This is a genomic window from Stenotrophomonas sp. SI-NJAU-1 (assembly GCF_020883215.1).
GTDB lineage: Bacteria > Pseudomonadota > Gammaproteobacteria > Xanthomonadales > Xanthomonadaceae > Stenotrophomonas > Stenotrophomonas indicatrix.
Genome location: NZ_CP086598.1, coordinates 2756908 through 2777351, shown reverse-complemented (window position 1 = coordinate 2777351; position 20444 = coordinate 2756908). Strand labels below are relative to the sequence as shown.

21 protein-coding genes are annotated in these 20444 nt (G+C 65.6%); 8 read left to right on the top strand and 13 right to left on the bottom strand.

Going from position 1 to position 20444, the window contains the following annotated elements; translation table 11 throughout:
• Positions 1–40: 40 nt before the first annotated feature.
• The 3 genes from LMF57_RS12750 to LMF57_RS12740 all read left to right on the top strand — a co-directional run bounded on the left by LMF57_RS12750 (position 41) and on the right by LMF57_RS12740 (position 6981).
• A complete protein-coding gene (locus LMF57_RS12750; RefSeq protein WP_229289996.1) occupies positions 41–5017 on the top strand; it encodes an NAD-glutamate dehydrogenase domain-containing protein in 4977 nt (1658 codons plus the stop codon).
• Positions 5018–5216: 199 nt separating this feature from the next.
• Positions 5217–5990, top strand: a complete 774-nt coding sequence (locus tag LMF57_RS12745) for an NAD kinase (RefSeq protein ID WP_117310774.1) — start codon at positions 5217–5219, stop codon at positions 5988–5990.
• A gap of 46 nt (positions 5991–6036) precedes the next feature.
• The gene (locus LMF57_RS12740; RefSeq protein ID WP_033831508.1) at positions 6037–6981 is read left to right on the top strand and encodes a 5'-nucleotidase; all 945 of its coding nucleotides are present in this window, start codon (positions 6037–6039) and stop codon (positions 6979–6981) included.
• An 85-nt stretch (positions 6982–7066) separates the two neighbouring features.
• Here LMF57_RS12740 and LMF57_RS12735 read toward each other — a convergent pair whose 3' ends face one another.
• From LMF57_RS12735 to asnS, 11 genes are all read right to left on the bottom strand, one after another.
• Positions 7067–7618 carry a DUF2939 domain-containing protein gene (locus tag LMF57_RS12735; RefSeq protein WP_229289995.1) on the bottom strand — a complete coding sequence of 184 codons (552 nt, stop codon included), beginning with the start codon at positions 7616–7618 and terminating at the stop codon, positions 7067–7069.
• Between the two features lie 73 nt (positions 7619–7691).
• Entirely contained in the window at positions 7692–8378 is a 687-nt protein-coding gene (locus LMF57_RS12730; RefSeq protein WP_093819062.1) for a DUF2461 domain-containing protein, read from the bottom strand.
• Positions 8375–9814, bottom strand: a complete 1440-nt coding sequence (gene sbcB, locus LMF57_RS12725; RefSeq protein WP_229289994.1) for an exodeoxyribonuclease I — start codon at positions 9812–9814, stop codon at positions 8375–8377. Before sbcB ends, LMF57_RS12730 begins: the two co-directional genes overlap by 4 nt.
• The gene (locus LMF57_RS12720) at positions 9814–11181 is read right to left on the bottom strand and encodes an NAD(P)/FAD-dependent oxidoreductase (RefSeq protein ID WP_229289993.1); all 1368 of its coding nucleotides are present in this window, start codon (positions 11179–11181) and stop codon (positions 9814–9816) included. Before LMF57_RS12720 ends, sbcB begins: the two co-directional genes overlap by 1 nt.
• A gap of 29 nt (positions 11182–11210) precedes the next feature.
• On the bottom strand, positions 11211–12485 hold the full coding sequence (gene kynU / locus LMF57_RS12715) for a kynureninase (RefSeq protein WP_093819065.1): 1275 nt from the start codon (positions 12483–12485) through the stop codon (positions 11211–11213).
• Between the two features lie 167 nt (positions 12486–12652).
• The gene (locus LMF57_RS12710) at positions 12653–13174 is read right to left on the bottom strand and encodes a 3-hydroxyanthranilate 3,4-dioxygenase (protein WP_229289992.1); all 522 of its coding nucleotides are present in this window, start codon (positions 13172–13174) and stop codon (positions 12653–12655) included.
• 18 nt (positions 13175–13192) lie between these two features.
• On the bottom strand, positions 13193–13855 hold the full coding sequence (gene can, locus LMF57_RS12705) for a carbonate dehydratase (RefSeq protein ID WP_208083168.1): 663 nt from the start codon (positions 13853–13855) through the stop codon (positions 13193–13195).
• A gap of 74 nt (positions 13856–13929) precedes the next feature.
• On the bottom strand, positions 13930–14568 hold the full coding sequence (locus tag LMF57_RS12700) for an FMN-binding negative transcriptional regulator (protein WP_229289991.1): 639 nt from the start codon (positions 14566–14568) through the stop codon (positions 13930–13932).
• A 9-nt stretch (positions 14569–14577) separates the two neighbouring features.
• Positions 14578–14892: a hypothetical protein gene (locus LMF57_RS12695; protein WP_025876872.1), complete on the bottom strand. Its 315-nt coding sequence runs from the start codon at positions 14890–14892 to the stop codon at positions 14578–14580.
• Positions 14893–14899: 7 nt separating this feature from the next.
• Entirely contained in the window at positions 14900–15199 is a 300-nt protein-coding gene (locus LMF57_RS12690) for a hypothetical protein (protein WP_006376524.1), read from the bottom strand.
• Positions 15200–15232: 33 nt separating this feature from the next.
• Positions 15233–16627 (bottom strand): asparagine--tRNA ligase, encoded by a 1395-nt coding sequence (gene asnS, locus LMF57_RS12685; RefSeq protein ID WP_012511556.1) that lies wholly within the window; start codon positions 16625–16627, stop codon positions 15233–15235.
• 130 nt (positions 16628–16757) lie between these two features.
• On the opposite strand from asnS, the gene LMF57_RS12680 reads away from it, so the two are divergent.
• From LMF57_RS12680 to rplI, 5 genes are all read left to right on the top strand, one after another.
• Positions 16758–17096 (top strand): iron-sulfur cluster assembly accessory protein, encoded by a 339-nt coding sequence (locus LMF57_RS12680; protein ID WP_006376495.1) that lies wholly within the window; start codon positions 16758–16760, stop codon positions 17094–17096.
• A gap of 92 nt (positions 17097–17188) precedes the next feature.
• Positions 17189–17731 carry a CbrC family protein gene (locus LMF57_RS12675; RefSeq protein WP_099784732.1) on the top strand — a complete coding sequence of 181 codons (543 nt, stop codon included), beginning with the start codon at positions 17189–17191 and terminating at the stop codon, positions 17729–17731.
• A gap of 203 nt (positions 17732–17934) precedes the next feature.
• A complete protein-coding gene (gene rpsF, locus LMF57_RS12670; RefSeq protein WP_025876882.1) occupies positions 17935–18372 on the top strand; it encodes a 30S ribosomal protein S6 in 438 nt (145 codons plus the stop codon).
• Between the two features lie 11 nt (positions 18373–18383).
• Positions 18384–18614: a 30S ribosomal protein S18 gene (gene rpsR / locus LMF57_RS12665; RefSeq protein ID WP_002804494.1), complete on the top strand. Its 231-nt coding sequence runs from the start codon at positions 18384–18386 to the stop codon at positions 18612–18614.
• Between the two features lie 105 nt (positions 18615–18719).
• Positions 18720–19172 (top strand): 50S ribosomal protein L9, encoded by a 453-nt coding sequence (gene rplI / locus LMF57_RS12660; protein ID WP_049469063.1) that lies wholly within the window; start codon positions 18720–18722, stop codon positions 19170–19172.
• Positions 19173–19300: 128 nt separating this feature from the next.
• Here the strand turns inward: rplI and LMF57_RS12655 are convergent, their stop codons facing one another.
• Together LMF57_RS12655 and LMF57_RS12650 are read right to left on the bottom strand one after the other, a co-directional pair.
• The gene (locus LMF57_RS12655) at positions 19301–19735 is read right to left on the bottom strand and encodes a hypothetical protein (RefSeq protein WP_229289990.1); all 435 of its coding nucleotides are present in this window, start codon (positions 19733–19735) and stop codon (positions 19301–19303) included.
• A 9-nt stretch (positions 19736–19744) separates the two neighbouring features.
• Positions 19745–20332 carry a DUF1963 domain-containing protein gene (locus LMF57_RS12650; protein ID WP_229289989.1) on the bottom strand — a complete coding sequence of 196 codons (588 nt, stop codon included), beginning with the start codon at positions 20330–20332 and terminating at the stop codon, positions 19745–19747.
• Between the last annotated feature and the right edge of the window lie 112 nt (positions 20333–20444).

Sequence of the window (20444 nt, the reverse complement as noted above, 5' to 3'; positions counted from 1 at the left end):
CAATTTCATTTTCCCAACTGAGCAAGCGCGCCGCTCTGCCATGAAACCGCAAAAAACCGCAGCCAAGACCGTGAAAAACAAAAGCAAACCAGTTGAGTCGGAGGTCGCAGTGACCGCTGGTTTCTCCCTGGAGCCGGTGTACACGGCCTTGCGCAAGCGTTACCCCGCGGCCGCCCAGGCCGAGGCAGTGGCATTCGCCGCCGATTTCTACAAGCGCATGGAGGCCGACGAGTTCCCCCACCACAGCGCTGAGGAGTGGGCCGCGCTCGCCGCCGAAACGCTGGAATTCGCCCGTGCCCGCAAGGCCGGCAAGGCCAATGTCCGCGTGTTCAATCCGACGGCGAAGGCCAACGGTTGGGAATCGCCGCACACCGTGCTGCAGATCATCAACGACGACATGCCGTTCCTGGTCGACACCGTGACCATGTCGCTGGCCGAGCACGGCGTTGGCGTGCATGTGCTGGGCCACCCGGTGCTGCATTTCACCCGTGACAAGGCCGGCAAGCTGACCAAGGTGGGCGAGGGCCAGCTGGAATCGGTGATGCTGCTGGAGATCGACCGCCAGCCGGCCGAAGCCATGGCAGACATCGAGCAGGCCATCAACAAGGCGCTGGACGAAGTGCGCGCCATCGTGCGCGACTGGCAGCCGATGCAGGACAAGGCGCTGGCGCTGGCCGACGACCTTGGCAGCCGCCAGCTGCCGGTCGACGCTGCCTCGCGCAAGGAAGCACAGGAATTCCTGCGCTGGGCCGCCGACAACCACTTCACCTTCTTCGGCTACCGCGAGTACCGCGTCGAGAAGCAGGGCAAGGAAGACGTGCTGGCGCCGCTGAACGACACTGGCCTGGGCCTGATGCGCGGCAAGGACAAGTCCGCTGCACGCCCGGTCAAGACCCTGGCCGCGCAGGGCCTGAACACCACGTCCGGGCTGAAGGACGCGCTGATCCTGACCAAGACCAATGCCCGTTCGCGCGTGCATCGTGCCGGTTACATGGATTACATCGGCGTGCTGGAATTCGACGCCAAGGGCAGGATCATCGGCGAACAGCGCTTCCTCGGCCTGTTCACCTCCAGCGCCTACAACCGCCGGCCGTGGGAGATCCCGCTGGTGCGCCAGCGCTACGAACACGTGATGAAGCAGTCCGGCCTGGCCGGCTCCAGCCATAGCGGCAAGGCCCTGCGCCACATCCTGGAAACCCTGCCGCGCGAAGAACTGTTCCAGTCCAGCGAGGACGAACTGTTCCGCACCGCGATGGGCGTGCTGGGCCTGCAGGAGCGTGTGCGCAGCCGCCTGTTCCTGCGTCGCGACAAGTACAGCCGTTTCATTTCCGCGCTGGTCTACCTGCCGCGCGAGCGTTTCAACACCGACGTGCGCCTGCGCATCGAAGCGATGCTCAGGGAAGCGCTGCACGGCGAGTACGTGGACAGCTCGGTGGTGCTGGGTGAATCGCCGTTGGCCCAGGTGCACCTGATCGTGCGTCCGAAGCCGGGCGAAATGCTCGACGTCGATACCGCCGAACTGGAGCAGAAGCTGGCGCAGGTGCTGCGCAACTGGCAGGACGACCTGCGCGAAGCGCTGGTCAACCGCCATGGCGAAGCCGAAGGCCTGCGCATTGCTGCGCGCATCGGCAAGGCGCTGCCGGCCGGTTACATCGAAGACAACAGCACCGCCGTTGCCGCCAACGATGTCAGCCAGCTCGATGCGCTGACCGGTCCGGACGACCTGCGCCTGAGCCTGCAGGCCGTGCCGCGCGAATCCGGCGATGGCCTGCGCCTGAAGCTGTATCGCCAGCTGGATGACATTCCGCTGTCGGACGCGCTGCCGATGATGGAAAACATGGGCCTGCGCGTGATCGCCGAGCGTCCGTACCGCCTGTCGGTGGACAACGCGCCGGTGTACGTGCAGGACTTCGAGGTCGAATCGACCGCCGGTGCGATCGATGCGGCCAGCGTCGATGAAGCCTTCGGCGAGACCTTTGCCCGCGTCTGGCACGGCGATGCCGAGAACGATGGCTTCAACCGCCTGGTGCTGGCTGCCGGCCTGCACTGGCGCCAGGTCGCCATGCTGCGTGGCTACTGCAAGTACCTGCTGCAGACCGGCGTGCCGTTCTCGCAGGCTTACGTCGAAGGCACCTTCACCCGCTACCCGTTGCTGGCACGCCTGCTGGTGGAACTGTTCGAAGCCCGCTTCGATCCGGCCACCGGCCATGAGAGCAAGGAAGACATCGCCGCCGGCCAGGCGCAGCTGAAGGCCCACCTCGAGGTGCTGGCTGCCGGCGACGAGGCCACCCTGAAGGTGCTCAAGACCGTGGTCGACGCCCGCAAGGGTGACCGCGAAGCGCAGATGCAGGCCGCGCGCGAAGCGCTGCTCAAGCTGATGGACCGCGTGTCGAGCCTGGACGAGGACCGCATCCTGCGTTCCTTCATGGGCGTGATCGATGCGACCCTGCGCACCAGCTACTACCAGACCGATGCCAATGGCCAGCACGGCCATGTCATCAGCTTCAAGTTCGATTCGGCCTTGGTGCCGGACCTGCCCAAGCCGCGCCCGTACCGCGAAATCTTCGTGTATGGCCCGCGCGTGGAAGGTACCCACCTGCGCTTCGGTGCCGTCGCCCGTGGCGGCCTGCGCTGGTCGGATCGCCGCGAGGACTTCCGTACCGAAGTGCTGGGCCTGGTCAAGGCGCAGATGGTCAAGAACACCGTCATCGTGCCGGTCGGCGCGAAGGGCGGCTTCTTCGCCAAGATGCCGCCGGTGAACGGCGATCGCGATGCGATCTTCGCCAACGGCGTGGCCTGCTACAAGCTGTTCATCCAGGGCCTGCTGGACATCACCGACAACATCGTCAACAACAAGATCGTGCCGCCGGTGGATGTCGTGCGCCATGACATGGACGATCCGTACCTGGTGGTGGCCGCCGACAAGGGCACTGCGACCTTCTCCGACATCGCCAACGGCCTGGCCATCGCGCACGGCTTCTGGATGGGCGATGCGTTCGCCTCCGGCGGTTCGGTCGGTTACGACCACAAGGGCATGGGCATCACCGCGCGCGGCGCATGGGAGTCGGTCAAGCGCCACTTCCGTGCACTGGGCCGTGACAGCCAGACCCAGGACTTCACCGCGGTCGGCGTCGGCGACATGTCCGGCGACGTGTTCGGCAACGGCATGCTGCTGTCGCGCCACATCCGCCTGGTCGCTGCGTTCGACCACCGCCACATCTTCCTGGACCCGAACCCGGATGCAGCGACCACGTTCGTCGAACGTGAGCGTCTGTTCACCGTGCCGCGTTCGAGCTGGGCGGACTACGATGCCAAGCTGATCAGCAAGGGCGGCGGTGTGTATCCGCGCAGCCTGAAGTCGATCGAGATCACCCCGCAGGTACGTGAAGCGCTGGGCCTGGACGAGAACGTCAAGGCGCTGTCGCCGAACGATCTGATGAGCGCGATCCTGAAGGCACCGGTCGACCTGCTGTGGAACGGCGGCATCGGCACCTACGTCAAGGCCGCCAGCGAGCAGCACAGCGATGTCGGCGACCGCGCCAACAATGCCCTGCGCGTGAATGGTGGCGAGCTGCGCTGCAAGGTGGTGGGCGAGGGCGGCAACCTGGGCATGACCCAGCTGGGCCGCATCGAAGCTGCCCAGGCCGGCGTGCTGCTCAACACCGACTTCATCGACAACTCGGCCGGTGTGGATACCTCCGACCACGAAGTCAACATCAAGATCCTGCTCAACGATGTGGTGCGGGCCAAGAAGCTGACCGTCGAGCAGCGCAACAAGCTGCTGGCGTCGATGACCGACGAAGTCGCCGCGCTGGTGCTCAACGACAACTACCGCCAGAACCAGGCCCTGAGCCTGATGGAGCGGATGGCGGTCAAGCGCCTGGGGTCCAAGCAGCACTTCATCCGTACCCTGGAACAGCAAGGCCTGCTGGATCGCCAGATCGAGTTCCTACCGTCCGACGCCGAGCTGTCCCAGCGCAAGGCACGCGGCCAAGGCCTGACCCGTCCGGAGCTGTCGGTGCTGCTGTCCTATTCCAAGCTGGTGGCGTTCGCGCAGCTGCTGGATTCGGACATCCCGGAAGATCCGTACCTGTCCAAGGAACTGCAGCGCTACTTCCCGACGCCGCTGCAGAAGAAGTACGCCGACGCGATGGAGCGTCACCGCCTGAAGCGCGAAATCATCGCCACGGCCGTGACCAACCAGACCATCAACCGCATGGGCGCCACCTTCCTGATGCGCATGCAGGAAGACACCGGCCGCTCCATTGCCGAGGTCGCCAAGGCGTACACCATCAGCCGCGAAACGCTGGACGCACGCGCGCTGTGGGCGCAGATCGATGCCCTCGACGGCACGCTGCCGGAGTCGGTGCAGATCGACGCGCTGGAAGTGATCTGGAAGCTGCAGCGTTCGTTCGTACGCTGGCTGCTGTCGCGCCCGGGCCCGATGCCGGGCATCACCGAGGCGGTCAACCGCTACCAGGGTCCGTTCAACGACATCCGTGTTGCTTCGGGTGTGCTGCCGGATTCCCAGCGTCCGACCTACGAAGCCCTGGTGGCCGAGTGGAAGGAAAAGGGCCTGCCGTCGGCGCTGGCACAGCAGCTGGCCGAACTGCACTTCCTGGAACCGGCGTTCGACATCATCGAACTGGCCCGTACCCGCAAGCTGAAGCCGGTGGATGTCTCCAAGATCCACTTCCGCCTGGGCGACGCCCTGCAGCTGCCGTGGCTGTTCGAGCAGATCGACGCGCTGGAGGTCAACGGCCGCTGGCACGCGGTGGCACGTGGCGTGCTGCGCGACGAACTGGCCGCACACCACCGCAGCCTGGCCGGCCAGGTGCTGGCCACCAAGGGCAGCACCGCTGAAGCCAAGGTGGCCGCGTGGATCGGTCGTGACGACAGCAGCCTGCGCTTCACGCTGGCGATGCTGGCCGAACTGGCCGAGCAGAAGACCCTCGACTACCCGACCGTTTCGGTCGCGGTGCAGCGCCTGGGTCAGCTCGCTGCCCACGGCGCGTAAGTGATGTAGTGCCAGGCCACGCCTGGCATGCGTGAACCGGAACGGCCCCGCGGAAGCGGGGCCGTTTTTTCTTGCGGACGACCGCCGGGCATGGCCCGGCGCTACCGATGTACGGCGGAGCAGGTAGCGCCGGGCCATGCCCGGCGAGCGCAGCGGCGCTCGGTTATGCTCTCCACCAAGCCTTCCCCCGGATCCACCGATGAGCGACACCCCCCGCATCGCTTTCCTGGCCAGTACCACCGAACCTGCACAGATGGCCCGCGCAGCGATGGTCTCGCGCTATGGCGACCACGCCCCGGACCAGGCTGACGTGCTGTGCCCGCTGGGCGGCGACGGCTTCATGCTGCAGACCCTGCATCGTCACGGACACCTGGGCAGACCGGTATTCGGGATGAAGCTGGGCACGGTGGGTTTCCTGATGAACCAGTACCGTGGCGACGACGATGTGCATGCGCGTATCGCCCGTGCCGAGCCGGCCAACCTGCGCCCGCTGGAAATGGTGGCGCTGACCGAATCGGGTACCACCACCGGCTCGCTGGCCTACAACGATGTCTCGCTGCTGCGCCAGACCCGGCAGGCGGCGCATATCGGCATCGACCTCAATGGCCAGGAGCGGGTGGGCGAACTGATCGGCGATGGCGTGCTGGTGGCCACTCCGGCCGGAAGCACCGCCTACAACTACTCTGCACATGGGCCGGTGCTGCCGCTGGGCTCGCACACCATCGCCCTGACGCCGCTGGCCCCCTATCGCCCGCGGCGCTGGCGCGGCGCGATCCTCAAGGCCGACACCGAAGTGCGCTTCCGCGTGCTCGATCCCTACAAGCGTCCGGTCAGCGTCACTGCCGATTCGCACGAGACCCGCGATGTGGTCGAAGTGACGATCCGTGAGTCGCGCGAGCACCGGGTGACCCTGCTGTTCGACCCGGAGCACAACCTCGAAGACCGGATCCTGAGCGAACAGTTCGTTTTTTGACGACAATAGGCGGCCGGCACTGCCGACCGCTTGAAGGACCCCACCGATGGGCGACAACTCCCCCCGTTTGCTGACCGTCGCGGTGACCTCGCGTGCGCTGTTCGACCTGGAAGAAAGCCACGCGCTGTTCGAAAGCGATGGCGTGGCCGCCTATGCCGAGTACCAGCGCCAGCACGAGGACGACATCCTCGGGCCGGGCGTGGCCTTCCCGGTGGTGCGCAAGCTGTTGGCGCTGAACCAGGGCGCCAGCCCCGAGAACCCGCGCGTGGAAGTGATCCTGCTGTCACGCAACTCGGCCGATACCGGCCTGCGCATCTTCAATTCCATCCAGCACTACGGGCTGGGCATCATCCGCGCGACCTTCACCGCCGGTGAGCCGACCTGGCCGTACGTGAAGCCGTTCGGCACCGACCTGTTCCTGTCGGCCAATCCGGAATCGGTGCGCAGCGCGCTTCGCCATGGCATTGCAGCGGCCACCATCCTGCCCAAGCCGCCGGGTGAGACCGCTGCCGCTGCCGCCGACCAGATCGACATCACCCGCCCGGCCGGGCAGCTGCGCATCGCCTTCGATGGTGATGCGGTGATCTTCGGGGACGAGAGCGAGCGCATCTCGCGCGAGCAGGGGGTGGAAGCCTTCGGCCGGCACGAACGCGAGCGTGCACGCGAGCCACTCAGTGGCGGTCCGTTCCGCGGCTTCCTCTCTGCACTGCACACGTTGCAGGAAGTATTCCCCGCCGGCGACAGCGCGCCCATCCGCACGGCGCTGGTGACCGCGCGTTCTGCACCGGCCCACGAGCGGGTGATCCGCACCCTGCGCGAGTGGGGCGTGCGCCTGGACGAGGCGCTGTTCCTGGGGGGGCGGCACAAGGGCCCGTTCCTGCAGGCGTTCGGTGCCGACATCTTCTTTGACGATTCGCAGCACAACATCGACAGTGCGCGTGAACACGTAGCCGCCGGCCACGTGCCGCATGGTGTCGCCAACGAAGGGTGATCGTCGCCGGGCATGGCCCGGCGCTACCAGTTGGGGCGGTCGACGGTAGCGCCGGGCCATGCCCGGCGAGCGCAGCGGCGATCCGTTACGGGCTGCCTGACATCCCCAGCTGCAGGTCCACCACCTTCCAGCGCAGGCCCTGCGGTTCCAGCACTACCTTCAACGGTGGCTGGCCGGGGCCGCGATCAACGTCGACCACGAAGCGATCCAGGGCTTCGAAGTGGTGCTCGGCGTTCTTCAGCGGTCGCGCCGGCTCGGTTGCACCCAAGGCTTCGCCGCCCTGCAGTTCATTGCGGCCGCGCTTCCACAGCACGTGGCCCTGCAACATCGCGCCGATGCCGGTGGGCGTGACCATCGTGTCCACCGCGGCGCCACCCAACTGGTCACCCAGCCCGTACAGCAGGGCACCGAAGGGACTGGCTGCCACCTCGGGGCCGGCCTGGCGCACCAGGTAGTCATTGAGCTGGGCGCGCAGGCTGGTACGCACGCGCGGGAAATCCACGTGGCGCTCCAGACGGGCGGTGTCCCGTTGTTCGATGGCCTTGGACAGGCCATGCACGGTCAGGTAGGGGCCGCCGAACCACCAGGCGGCCACCACAGCGATCAGCAGAACGAGGATGCCAATGAGCTTCTTCATGCTGCACAGCCTGCCGCAAGTACGGTTGCCGGTGGTGAACGGCGGGTGATCCCAGCGATGCCACCGGCGCCGGTCAGAACTCCAGATCCAGTGCAGCGCACAGGTAGTCCACGAACGGGCCCAGCGCCGCCAGGTCCTTGCCGAGCGTGGACAGCAGGCGCGGGCCGGTCATCGTGGCATCGTCCAGCGAACGCCACATCACCCAGTTGCGGTGCTTGAGGTCATCAATGAACTCGAAGTCAGCCGGGAAGCCGCGCGGTGGGCGCACCAGCTTCTCGGTTTCCTCGAAGTCGAAACGCCTGCGCAGCGCCGGTGCGTGCGCCGCCGCCTTCCAGCTTCCCGGGTTGTCGAGGATGAAGTGGCGGACGCGGCGCTGGGTTTCCGGTTCGGGATGCCACAGCCCGGCGCCGACGAAGCTCTCGCCCGGCTGCAGGTGCACGTAGAACGAGGGCGCGGCCACTTCACGGCGACGCTCATGGAACAGGCGCGCACCCTGCCAGGTCTTGTACGGCGATTTATCGTTGGAGAACCGCGCGTCGCGGTGGATGCGGAACAACGAGCCGCCCACGCCACGCGTGTCTGCGCGGAAGTGTCCGCTGACCTCGGCCAGGGCCGGCTGCAGGTCGCCCAGCAGGCGCAGGAACGGCTGCCGCACGTGGTCTTCGTACTGCTGGCGATGGTCGTTGAACCAGGCCTTGTCGTTGTGCAGCGCCAGGCTGCGCAGGAACTTGAAACTGGCATCGGAGAAATAGGTGCTCACAGGTCCTCCTGCAGGTGCTGGCTCCAGTCACGCAGCGATTGCAGCAGCGCGGTGCGCCGGGCATCGTCGGGCGCTTCGGCTGCCAGCGCGTCGAGCTGCTGCTGGTACTGGGCCAGGTTGAGTTCGCCCATGCCTTCCTCACCGAACAGGCGCTGGCGGCGATAGGCTTTCCAGCGCTCGCGTTCTTCCGGTGCAAGGCTGTCGGGATGATTGCGGGCGCGATAGCGGAACAGCAGTTCCGGCAGGCGCGGATCGCGGAAGCGGCCTTCCAGTGCGGCCAGCTGTTCGGCGGGCGTGGTCCGTGCCAGCGCCAGCAGCGGCTTGTCGCCGGCGCCGAGGAAGCCGTCGTACAGCGATGCATCCACATCGGAAACGCTCGCCGCGCGCGGCTGGTTGTAGACCTGGCGCGCCTTCTCGGCCAACTGCGGCGCGAACGCGCGCAGGCGTTCGGCCTTGGCTTCGATCGCCGCCACGTCCAGCCCGAGTCGTGCGTGGTCATCAGCGCGCAGGTGGTTCCAGGCCACCAGCGCCGGTACCTTGTTCAGGTGCACTTCCTTCAACGGCACCCGGGCTACGCCTTCGGGCAGTTCGCTGGCGCGCAGGTACAGGCGCTGGGCGATCACGTCGGCGGGCAGTTCCAGCAGGTCATCGATGTCACCGTCGAGATCGAACACGATCACCCGGTTGTTGATGGTCGGATGTACCGCCAGCGGCAAAACCGGTGCCGCGCACAGGCGGCTGGCCGGGTAGCGCATCGAGATATGCAGCACCGGCTTCAATGCAGTGATGTCGAGCAGGCTGCCGACGAAACGCTTGTCGCGCAGCTTCAGTGCGTAGTCCCACAGGCGCGGCTGCGACTGCTTGAACAGGCGCGCCATGCCGATCGTCGCGCGCACGTCCGACAGCGCTTCGTGGGCATCGCCCTCGCGCACGCCGTTGGCCTCGGCCAGATGCTCCAGCTTGAATGAGGTGGCGCCGTCCTCGCGCTTGGGCCAGTGGATGCCGTCCGGGCGGATGGCGTGCATCAGCCGCAGCATGTCCAGCAGGTCCCAGCGCGAGTTGCCGTTGCGCCACTCGCGTTCGTACGGGTCGTGGAAGTTGCGGAACAGGCCGTAGCGGATGAACTCGTCGTCGAAGCGCAGGGTGTTGTAGCCCAGTGCGCAGGTACCGGGACGCGAGAGCTGCTCATTGATCCGATCGAACGCCTCGGACTCGCTGATGCCTTCAGCCAGCGCCTGCTGCGGCGTGATGCCGGTGACCATCGTTGCCATCGGCGAGGGCAGCAGATCATCGGCCGGGCGAACGAAGAAGCTGACCGGCGTGCCGATCTCATTGAGGTCGCTGTCGGTACGGATTGCCGCGTACTGGGAGATACGGGTACGACGTGGATCCTGGCCGAAGGTTTCCAGGTCGTAGAACAGGAAGCTGTCGGCCATCAGTGCGCGCCCTCCAGCACCGGCAGCTGCGCATGGATCTGCGCTTCCAGTGCGTTCCAGTCGATGTTGTCCAGGGTGTCATGGCCTGCGGTGGCGGCGATCAGCATCGCGCGCTGGAGGTCGGTGCGGCGCAGTGCTTCGGCATAGGGCGTGTGCAGGAAGGTCACCATCGTGTAGTGCGGCACGAAGCGCGTCGGCCAGCGCCGCTGCAGTTCCTGTTCCAGCTCACGTTGCAGCAGGAAGGCCGGATCGGCCACCCTGTCACGCATCTCCAGATAGTTCTCCAGCGCCATCTGCTGGATCGCACGCGCGTTCGGCTTGCGCTCGGCCTCGAATGCGGCGAATGCACTCTGCAGGTCGTCGGCCTCCATCAGATGGCGGGCCAGCGCCACGCAGTCCTCGAACGCGCAGTTCATGCCCTGGCCGTGGAACGGCACCATCGCGTGCGCTGCATCGCCGATCAGCACGGCACGGTCCTGCTGGTGCCAGCGTTCCAGGGTAAGCGTACCGAGCAGGCCCGGCGGATGCTGCTCCCAGTGCGCGCGGAGGTTGGGAATCAGTGGCAGGGCATCGCCGAACTCGCGCGCGAACAGGGCTTCGGCCTGGGCGCCGCTGGTGACCGTGGCAAAGCTTGGGTCACCTTGGTTGGGCAGGAACAGGGTGACGGTGAACGTGCCCTCGTGGTTGGGCAGGGCGATGCACATGTAGTGGCCGCGCGGCCAGATATGCAGGGCATTGCGCTCGATGCGGAAGCCGCCATCGTCGCCCGGCGGAATTTCCAGTTCCTTGTAGGAATGGTCGAGGAAGGCAATGTCCTCGCCCAGCGGCTCGCGCCGGTTCATCGCCGCACGCAGCGCCGAGCCGGCGCCATCGGCACCCACCAGCGTATCGAAGCGGATATCGTGCGGGCTGTCGTCACGATCATCGATGAAGCGTGCGTAGCCCGCATCGAAATCGACGGTGTGCAGGCGGCGGTGGAAATGCACGGTGGCGCCGGCCTGCTCGGCCAGTTCCAGCAGCGTGGTGTTCAGGTCACTGCGATGGATCGACCAGATCACTTCGCTGTCGTCGCGACCATAACGCTGCAACTGCGGCTCGCCCTCGCGCGGATGCACCATGCGCCCGCGCATCATCACCGCACGCGCCATCACTTCGTCTTCCACGCCGGCCTGGCGCAACGCGTTGCGCCCGCGCTCGGCCAGGGCCAGATTGATCGAGCGGCCACTTTCGTAATCGGCGATGCGCGGATCGCCACGGCGTTCGTACAGGGTGATGCGCCAGCCCTGCCGTGACAGCAGGATGGCCAGCAGGGAGCCGGCCAGGCCGGCGCCGACAATGCTCAGCGAGCGGGATGCATGTGCGATCAACGAACTGTCCAGCAGTAGGGGAGGGCGGCTTACAGGCCAGCCCAGGCTTCCACTTCCTCGACGAAGTGGTGCACGTCGAGATAGCGGTTGTAGAGCGGAGTGGGCGAGATGCGGATCACGTCCGGTTCGCGCCAGTCACCCAGCACGCCGATGGCGCGCAGATGTTCGAACAGGGCGCGTCCACGCTCGCGGCCACCGATCACCCGCAGCGACAGCTGGCAGCCGCGGCGCTCCGGCTCGGCCGGGGTGACGATTTCCAGCACCTGCGGCAGGCGCGCGCGTACCAGTGCGTCGAGCATGCCGGTCAGTGCCAGCGACTTGCTGCGCAGCGATTCCATGCCAGCGCGTTCGAACAGGTCCAGCGATGCCCGCAGTGGCGCCAGGCCGAGGATCGGCGGGTTGCTCAGCTGCCAACCCTCGGCACCGACCGCCGGCGTGAACTGCGGTGCCATCTGGAAGCGGGTGGCTTCGTCGTGCCCCCACCAGCCGGCGAAGCGCGGCAGGGTGGTGTCGCGATGATGGCGCTCGTGCACGAAGGCACCGGCCACGGCGCCCGGGCCGCTGTTGAGGTACTTGTAGTGGCACCACACGGCGAAATCCGGGGCGACGTCATGCAGGCGCAGCGGCAGGTTGCCGACCGAGTGCGCCAGGTCGAAGCCGATGCGCGCGCCCTGCAGGCGTGCGGCGCGGGTGATCGCATCGAGGTCGAAGGCCTGGCCGCTGCGGTACTGCACGCCGGGCCACAACACCAGCGCCAGGCGCGGACCGTGCGCGGCGATTGCACGCTCGATCGCAGCCATCGAGATCGTGCCGTTGGCTTCATCCGGCTGCACTTCCACCAGGCAGTCGGCCGGGTCGAAGCCATGGAAGCGGATCTGCGCCTCCACCGCATGGCGGTCGGTCGGGAACGCGCCGGCCTCCATCAGGATCACCGGGCGCTCGGCCGTGGGCCGGTAGAAGCTGACCATCATCAGGTGCAGGTTCACGCTCAGCGTGTTCATTGCCACCACTTCGCTGGGCAGCGCGCCGACCACGCGGGCCAGCTGTGCGCTGACCAGGCGGTGGTACGACAGCCATTGGGTCGGCCCGGTGAAGTGGCCTTCCACCGCCAGTTCGCCCCACTGCTTCATCACTTCCTGCACCGCAGCCTGCGCACCGCGCGGCTGCAGGCCCAGCGAGTTGCCGACGAAGTAGGTCTGCTCACCGCCACCGTGGCGCGGAATCAGGAATTCCTGCCGCAGCGGCCGCAGCGGATCGGCGGCATCAAGAGCAATGGCGTGGGTGCGGCTGAGCAGGTCGGACATGGTCGGGCAACAGGCTGCAACGGGGTTGCCAGTGTAGCGCCTGGGGCATCACCCGGTAGCTGCGCACCCAGCGCCAGCGCCGCATGATCCGGTAGTGGCCAACCTTGGTTGGCGCACGTGCGAACAAGCGCCCACCAAGGTGGGCATCTACCGGGGGCGGAGCGCCGTCAGGCCGCCACTGGCGCCGGCAACGGATCCGCGTGGCCGCACGCGCTGCAGGTGCGCAGCTCCAGGCTGGCCTGGTAGCGCGCGAACACCTTCGGCAGGTCGGTCTCGATGTTCTGCAGCGTGAAGTACTCTTCGTACAGCTTGTGGTTGCAGCGTTCGCAATGCCAGATCACGCCGTCGCGTTCATGCGGCAGTCGCTTGCGTTCCACCACCAGGCCGATGCCACCGGGCGGGCGCCGGGGTGAGTGCGGCACCTTGCCCGGCAGCAGGAAGATCTCGCCGGCACGGATCGGGATATCGCGCACCGCGCCATCCTCCTGCACCTTCAGCACCATCTCCCCTTCCAGCTGGTAGAACCACTCCGGGCCTTCGTCGTAGTGGAAATCGGTGCGGCTGTTCGGCCCGCCGACCACCATCACGATGAAATCGCCGTTGTCGATCATCTTGTTGCCGACCGGCGGCTTCAACAGATGCCGGTTTTCCTCGATCCAGGCGTGCAGGTTTATCGGCGAAGCGAGCATGGTGTCTTCCCCAGGGAATCAGTCGCGCCTGCCCTTGCGCGGAACATAGGACAGCGCCTTTTCATAGGCCGGCTGCAGGTCTTCCTGGGAGCCGACGTCGATGCCCATCTCGCGCACGCGGCCGTCCTTCAGGCTGTACACCCAGCCGTGCACCATCAGCTTCTGGCCGCGGGCCCAGGCGTCCTGCACGATCGTGGAGCGGCACAGGTTGGCGACCTGCTCGATCACATTCAGTTCGCACAGGCGTGCGTGCTTGAGTTCATCGGTATCGATCGCATCGAGGATGGCGGTGTGCTTCTGCATGACATCACCGACGTGGCGCAGCCAGTTGTCAGCCAGGCCGACCCGGGTGTTGTGCAGGCATGCGTGTACGCCACCACAGCCGTAGTGGCCGACGATCAAGATGTGCTTCACCTTCAGCTGGTCCACCGCGTACTGCACCACGCTCAGGCAGTTCAGGTCGGTATGGGCGACCACGTTGGCCACGTTGCGATGCACGAACACCTCACCCGGGGCCATGCCGATGATCTGGTTGGCCGGCACGCGCGAGTCGGAACAGCCGATCCACAGGTATTCCGGATGCTGCTGCTTGGCCAGCTGATGGAAGAAATCCGGATCTTCCTTCTCGATCCGGTCGGCCCAGTCGCGGTTGTTCTGCAGCAGCTTGTGGATGTCTTTCATGTTCGGATATCCCTGACGTCGGGTGGGGGCAAGGCGCGGCCGTTCTGGTCGCGTCGTCGCGGGAAACAGAGCGCTCAGCTGCCTGCGGCGGCTTCGTCGCGATACCGGCGCATCCACTGCGCCAGTTCGGTGGAATGGGGATTGTCCAGGCGTTCCAGTTCGGCGATCACCGCCTGCTGGTTGGCCTCGGGGTGGTTCTGGCTCAGCTTCAGCGTCAGCTGCACCTGTTCGACGGTGAAACGGAAGCCGACGATGCCGCGCAGCTGGCGGCGGTGGTCGTCACGCTGGGGTTCGAACCGCCAGTCCTGGCCGACGCTGGCTTCGAAGTGGTCGCCGGTATCGCTGACCAGCTGGGCCAGGGCATCGGTATCGTCGAAGGGCTGCAACTGGCCGCGCAGCTCGGCGGCGGCGTAGTTCCAGGTGGGCACCCGTGCCATCGGTTCCTTGTCCGGGTACCAGCTGGCCGACACATAGCCGTGCGGCCCGTCCACCAGCAGTTTGGCTGCGCCGGTGTGGCGCGCCTGCGGGTTGGCACGGGCCCAGTGGCCGCGCAGCTCGATGTGGTCGCCGTCGCGCTGGTACAGCACCGGCAGCCGGGTCAGTTCCGGCAGGCCATCGCCACCGGTGGTCAGCACGGTGACGAACGGATCACGCGCCAGCAGGCGATCCAGCCACAGCAGGTCGGTCTCGGCGAAAGCGCGCGGGGTGAACATCGGTTGGCCTCAGGCGCGGCTGCCGAGCGACTGCACCATGCGTCCGCGCAGGCCTTCGTCGCTGCCTGCCTGCGGTGGCTGCACTTCATGCAGCGAGAAGCCGCGCACCAGCGCATCTTCTTCATCCAGGCCGTCGTACTCGACGAACTCGGCATCGAACAGCTGCGAGCGTGCAGTGTCTTCGCTGTCGTAGCTCAGCGTATTGCCATCGCTGTCCAGCACTTCGGCAGTGCCGGCCTCGCGGATGCGCAGGCGTGCCCAGATCAGGGTGTTGCCGAGGCTGGCCAGCCACCAGCTGTCGCGGACGTGGGAAAGGTCGTTCATGTGTGTCTTACCAGAGCGAGGCCAGCCAGAGCAGGGCAGCCATGCCCAGTCCGGCCAGCAGGGTCAGCAGCGATACCCAGGCGGGCGTCGCCAGCCCGGACAGCGAGCGGTCCGGCTGGGTGCGGTATTCGCGCCGCAGCAGCCAGCCCAGCGCATCGGGCTTGAGGAAGGCGCCACTGCCGAAGCGCTGCGCCAGCGCCGGATGGCGATCGCGCACATGCACCAGGGTCAGCGGCCAGAAAATCACGAAGGCACTGAACCCGGCCACTGCAACGCCGACGAAACACAGGGCGAAGAACAGGGTCATGGGGGCAGTACCTCCGTGGTCGTGCGTGTGGGCTTAGAAGTCCGCGCTGCCCGGGGCGCGCGGGTAGGGGATCGCATCGCGGATGTTGGACAGGCCGCAGACGTACACCACCAGGCGCTCGAAGCCCAGGCCGAAGCCCGCGTGCGGTACCGAGCCGTAGCGGCGGAAATCGCGGTACCAGCTGTAGTGCTCGCGATCCAGGCCGAACTGCGCCATGCGTGCATCCAGCACGTCCAGGCGCTCTTCGCGCTGGCTGCCACCGATGATCTCGCCGATGCCCGGGGCCAGCACGTCCATCGCCGCGACGGTCTTGCCGTCATCGTTCAGGCGCATGTAGAAGGCCTTGATGTGCTCGGGGTAGTTGGTCACCACCACCGGGCGACCGACGTGTTCCTCGGTCAGCCAGCGCTCGTGCTCGGTCTGCAGGTCCAGGCCCCATTCGACCGGGAAGTCGAACTTCTTTCCGGACTTCTGCAGCAGGCTGACCGCATCGGTGTAATCGATGCGTTCGAACGGCGCGTTGATGAAGTCTTCCAGCTTGGTGATCGCGTTCTTGTCCACGCGCTCGGCGATGAAGGCCAGGTCGTCGCCGCGCTCGTTGAGCACCGCGCGGAACAGGTACTTCAGGAATTCCTCGGCCAGGCGTGCGTCTTCGGCCAGGTCGGCGAAGGCGATTTCCGGTTCGATCATCCAGAACTCCGCCAGGTGGCGGGTGGTGTGGCTGTTCTCGGCGCGGAAGGTCGGGCCGAAGGTGTATACCTTGCTCAGCGCCAGGCAGTAGGCCTCGACGTTCAGCTGGCCGGACACGGTCAGGAAGGTTTCCTTGCCGAAGAAGTCGCGGCTGAAGTCGATCCCGCCCTGGGCGTCACGCGGCAGGTTCACCATGTCCAGGGTGGACACGCGGAACATCTGGCCGGCGCCTTCGGCGTCGGAGGTGGTGATGATCGGGGTGCTGATCCAGTTGAAGCCGTTCTCGTGGAAGAAGCGGTGCACGGCCTGGGCCAGGCAGTTGCGGATGCGGGTGACCGCGCCGAACAGGTTGGTGCGCGGGCGCAGGTGCGCCACTTCACGCAGGAACTCCGGCGTCATCGGCTTGGGCTGGATCGGGTAGGTGAGCGGGTCTTCGACCCAGCCGACCACCTCGACCGCGCTGGCCTGGATCTCAAACGACTGGCCCTTGCCCTGCGACTTCACCAGCGTGCCGGTGGCCACCAGCGAGCAGCCGGTGGTCAGGCGCTTGATCTCGTCGAAGTTGGCCAGCGCGTCGCCGGCCACGACCTGGATCGGGGCGAAGCAGGAGCCGTCGGTCACATTCACGAAAGCCAGATTTGCTGAACCGCGCACCGTGCGCACCCAACCGCGTACCGTGACTTCGCCACCTTCCGGGATCTTCCCGGCAAGCGCATGTTCAACGCTGACCACCGTCATGACTTGAATCCTCTGCTGATCGACTCGATCTATGAACACGGGAGTTTACCGGTTGCAGCGTTCTGCTTGCGAGGCATTTCTGCGGTCATCGGCTCCCTATAATGTCCCGGTACATCAGGAGTGATCCACCATGGCTGTCAGCCTGACCCCTATTGCCTTCGAGCGCGTGCAGCGCTTTGTCGCCCAGACCCCCGGCGCGCTGGGCCTGCGTTTTGGCGTGACCAAGACCGGCTGCTCGGGCTGGGGCCACATCACCGACCTGGCCCGCGACGAGCGCGAGGGCGATACCGTGTTCGACCAGGACGGGGTGAAAATCTATGTCGACGCCAAGAGCCTGGCGCTGGTGGATGGCACCGTGATCGACTTCGGCAAGCACGGCCTGAGCGAGACCTTCACGTTCAGCAACCCGAATGCCACCGCCGAGTGTGGCTGCGGCGAAAGCTTCACCACCGACGCCGACAAGGCCTGACGGCCGGTTCCGGCGCCCGCCGGACGGGTCCGGCGCTATCTGAACCTGCTCTGGTAGATGCCGACCCTGGTCGGCAGGGAAGGGATCCACGGATGGAACGACCGCTTTTCATTTATCACCCCAACGCCTACGCCCTCTCCTTCGAAGAGGTCGACGGAATCTGTGACTGCTGCGGTCAGTCGCGGACGCTTCGTTACCGGGGGCCGTTCTACACACCTCTGCGTCCCGATTACCTGTGCCCCTGGTGTATCGCCGATGGCAGGGCAGCGGCCAGTTACGAGGGTGAATTCACCGGCTGGAGCGATATCGAGGGGGTATCCCCGGATCCCGCCGACCCGCCGCCAACCATCGCCCGTGAGCTGCTGCTGGAGATCTGCGAGCGCACCCCGGGCTACTCGTCCTGGCAGCAATCGGTCTGGCTTAGCCATTGTGAGCGGCCCTGCGCCTTCCTCGGCTTCGCCGGCAGCGAGGACCTCCTGCCCATCCTCGACCAGGTCCGGCCGGACGTGGCCGAGGTCAACCCGCGCGACGCCGACTGGCTGCTGGAACACCTGAGCCGGGACGGGGAGATGGTTGGCTGCCTGTTCCAGTGCCTGCAATGCGGCCAGCACCGCCTGCATGTGGATCTGGGGTAGCCCGGGGCGGTTTCCGCGTTCGCCGGGCATGGCCCGGCGCTACCAGATTCAGGTCGCTCTGCGGCTCGCCGGTTGCCCGGCAGCCCCATCTGCGCCATAATGCGCGGCTTCCTGCCTCCCTGGCAGGATCCCTTGCCCCACCGCGGTATCAACGGCGGGGGGCTGTCCGGCCGCAAGGCCACATCCGAAAGGTAGAAAAAAACATGAGTCGTCATTACGAAATCGTGTTCATGGTCCACCCGGACCAGAGCGAGCAGGTCCCGGCCATGATCGAGCGCTACAAGTCGCTGGTCGAGAACGGCAACGGCACCATCCACCGTCTGGAAGACTGGGGCCGCCGCCAGCTGGCGTACCCGATCCAGAACCTGGTGAAGGCGCACTACGTGCTGCTGAACATCGAAGTCGACCAGGCCGTGCTGACCGAACTGACCGAGAGCTTCCGCTTCAACGACGCCGTCCTGCGCAACCTGGTCATCAAGCGTGACGAGGCTGACACCGAGCAGTCGCTGATCATGAAGAGCAAGGACGAGAAGGGCGACAAGCCCGAGCGTGGTGAGCGTCGTCGTCGTGATGACGAAGAAGGCGAAACCACCCCCGCCGCTGACAACGATGCCGGCGACGACGCCGCTTCGGCCGCCTAAGGAGCACTGACATGTCCAAGTTCTTCCGTCGCCGCAAGTTCTGCAAGTTCACGGCCGAAGGTGTCAAGGAGATCGACTACAAGGATCTCAACACCCTGCGCCAGTACCTGACCGAGAACGGCAAGATCGTGCCGAGCCGCGTCACCGGTACCAAGTCGAAGTACCAGCGTCAGCTGGCGACCGCCGTCAAGCGCGCTCGCTTCCTGGCCCTGATTCCGTACACCGACAACCACGACGTCTGATGCCGGCGGGGCAGCTTCGCGCTGCCCCCGCTGTGCCAGCTATTCGGACAGCCTTTGTTGCGGGGCCAGCGCCTCGCTAACGAATAACTTATCTGGAGCAATACCATGCAGCTGATCCTCCTGCAGAAAGTCACCAACCTCGGCAACCTGGGCGACCTGGTCGACGTGAAGCCGGGCTACGGCCGTAACTTCCTCGTGCCGCAGGGCAAGGCCGTTCCGGCCACCGAGAGCAACAAGGCCGAGTTCGAAGCCAAGCGCGCCGAATACGAAGCCAAGGCCCAGTCCATCCACGCTGAAGCCGAAGCCCGCAAGGCCAAGCTGGAAGGCGCGAGCGTGACCGTCGCCGCCAACGCTTCGACCGAAGGCAAGCTGTACGGCTCGGTCGGCGCGCGCGAAATCGCCGATGCCTTCACCGCTGCCGGCCTGGCGCTGAGCAAGAGCGAAGTCATCCTGGGCGAAGGCGCCTTCCGCAACATTGGCGAGTACGAAGTCCTGGTGCACCTGCACGCGGACGTCGAGACCACCGTCAAGGTCGTGGTTGAAGCCGAAAAGGCCTGATCCCACGCCGCAAGGCCTGGTATCACCAGAACGGGCGCCCGCAAGGGTGCCCGTTTTGTTTTGGGCGAACGCCGGGTATGTAGAGTCGAGCAATGCTCGACTTGCTGTCCGTCCACCATGAACTCTTGCTAGACAACCTCGCCCAGAAAGTGGCGTTCAAACTCCGCGAGTGCACTGGCGGCATCCATCCGCAGTTGCTCGCATTGGAGCAGTTCTCCCGCGCGACGCACACGTCCGATCATCATGTCGATGCATGTCGCGATATCTGCTGATACAACGGGCACGAGTGAGTTCCTGTCGATGCTCTTCCAAGGCTGACAGGCATAGACCATATCCATGGTCAATATGTGTTGTTTGCGAAGCAGCTTCATGCGCTCTGGTCCTTTCGATTCAAAATCCTGGACCATTCCAGAGACGCGAAACGCGATGGCAAACTTCGTGATGGTCCGCAGATAGCTGCCCGTCACATGGCGATCGAAGCATATGTTCAGCTGTCTCTGGAGGGGCACGAAAAGGTCCCATGACTGCGGGTCACCATACTGACCGCTGATCTGTATCTGCATGGCCAGTTCTCAAGTCGTTTGGATGACGAATCGACCGCAGCTCGTCGAAGCTGACTGAATGTTGCGATCAAGCAACAGATAGCCCATTCCCCCGGCCAGAATTCCTCGATGTGTCGGAGCTGCTTTATCAAGATCGAATTCGTCGAACTGAAGGACGAACGCCTGGCCCTCCGATTCGTCGTCCTGCAGCCAAAACGGCCGCCCACCAATCTTCGAACTTCCGTGAGGTGCTTCGCCCTCAGCCATCGCTGTGCCGGCGCAAATGCGGAGTGGCCCAATTAGCGCGCAGCAAGAGGTTGCCTGTTCACGCCCGAGCCAGTGAGCAATCACGCGACCACCGTGGTTCATGGCTTCTTCGAATCTCTGCTCACCCGAGGCGACGTACGGCGTGAAGACCGAAATGATCAGCCCGGGGGCTAGGTCCAGTCCGGCGACGTGGTTTCGAATGAATGTGGTCGGAAAACTAGCCAGGTGAAGCAACGCGTGTCCATGAATGCTGGTTGGCCAAGGGGCCCGGGCATCCAGCCAGGCGCTTCCTCCGAGCACGGGAACAGTCGCCGCGTCGTAGGTGGTGGTAAATGAAAGCGGTCGGTACATCCGACCATCCTGCACAGCTTCCGTTGTGCGGGGCTGCGACTCGGTTCAGTAACCAATACATATCAATGACTTGCGCTTTAATGGTTGCCAGGGTAGTCCGTCGCGCCGGGCG

Bases quoted from the DNA above. Each gene is read 5' to 3' on its own strand.
- LMF57_RS12680 (WP_006376495.1), top strand. From the start codon at position 16,758: ATGGCTGTCAGCCTGACCCCTATTGCCTTCGAGCGCGTGCAGCGCTTT.
- LMF57_RS12750 (WP_229289996.1), top strand. From the start codon at position 41: ATGAAACCGCAAAAAACCGCAGCCAAGACCGTGAAAAACAAAAGCAAA.
- LMF57_RS12690 (WP_006376524.1), bottom strand. From the start codon at position 15,199: ATGACCCTGTTCTTCGCCCTGTGTTTCGTCGGCGTTGCAGTGGCCGGG.
- LMF57_RS12695 (WP_025876872.1), bottom strand. From the start codon at position 14,892: ATGAACGACCTTTCCCACGTCCGCGACAGCTGGTGGCTGGCCAGCCTC.
- LMF57_RS12700 (WP_229289991.1), bottom strand. From the start codon at position 14,568: ATGTTCACCCCGCGCGCTTTCGCCGAGACCGACCTGCTGTGGCTGGAT.
- kynU (WP_093819065.1), bottom strand. From the start codon at position 12,485: ATGTCCGACCTGCTCAGCCGCACCCACGCCATTGCTCTTGATGCCGCC.
- rpsR (WP_002804494.1), top strand. From the start codon at position 18,384: ATGTCCAAGTTCTTCCGTCGCCGCAAGTTCTGCAAGTTCACGGCCGAA.
- LMF57_RS12675 (WP_099784732.1), top strand. From the start codon at position 17,189: ATGGAACGACCGCTTTTCATTTATCACCCCAACGCCTACGCCCTCTCC.
- LMF57_RS12655 (WP_229289990.1), bottom strand. From the start codon at position 19,735: ATGCAGATACAGATCAGCGGTCAGTATGGTGACCCGCAGTCATGGGAC.
- LMF57_RS12650 (WP_229289989.1), bottom strand. From the start codon at position 20,332: ATGTACCGACCGCTTTCATTTACCACCACCTACGACGCGGCGACTGTT.
- LMF57_RS12710 (WP_229289992.1), bottom strand. From the start codon at position 13,174: ATGCTCGCTTCGCCGATAAACCTGCACGCCTGGATCGAGGAAAACCGG.
- LMF57_RS12745 (WP_117310774.1), top strand. From the start codon at position 5,217: ATGAGCGACACCCCCCGCATCGCTTTCCTGGCCAGTACCACCGAACCT.
- can (WP_208083168.1), bottom strand. From the start codon at position 13,855: ATGAAAGACATCCACAAGCTGCTGCAGAACAACCGCGACTGGGCCGAC.
- rpsF (WP_025876882.1), top strand. From the start codon at position 17,935: ATGAGTCGTCATTACGAAATCGTGTTCATGGTCCACCCGGACCAGAGC.
- LMF57_RS12735 (WP_229289995.1), bottom strand. From the start codon at position 7,618: ATGAAGAAGCTCATTGGCATCCTCGTTCTGCTGATCGCTGTGGTGGCC.
- LMF57_RS12740 (WP_033831508.1), top strand. From the start codon at position 6,037: ATGGGCGACAACTCCCCCCGTTTGCTGACCGTCGCGGTGACCTCGCGT.
- rplI (WP_049469063.1), top strand. From the start codon at position 18,720: ATGCAGCTGATCCTCCTGCAGAAAGTCACCAACCTCGGCAACCTGGGC.
- sbcB (WP_229289994.1), bottom strand. From the start codon at position 9,814: ATGGCCGACAGCTTCCTGTTCTACGACCTGGAAACCTTCGGCCAGGAT.
- asnS (WP_012511556.1), bottom strand. From the start codon at position 16,627: ATGACGGTGGTCAGCGTTGAACATGCGCTTGCCGGGAAGATCCCGGAA.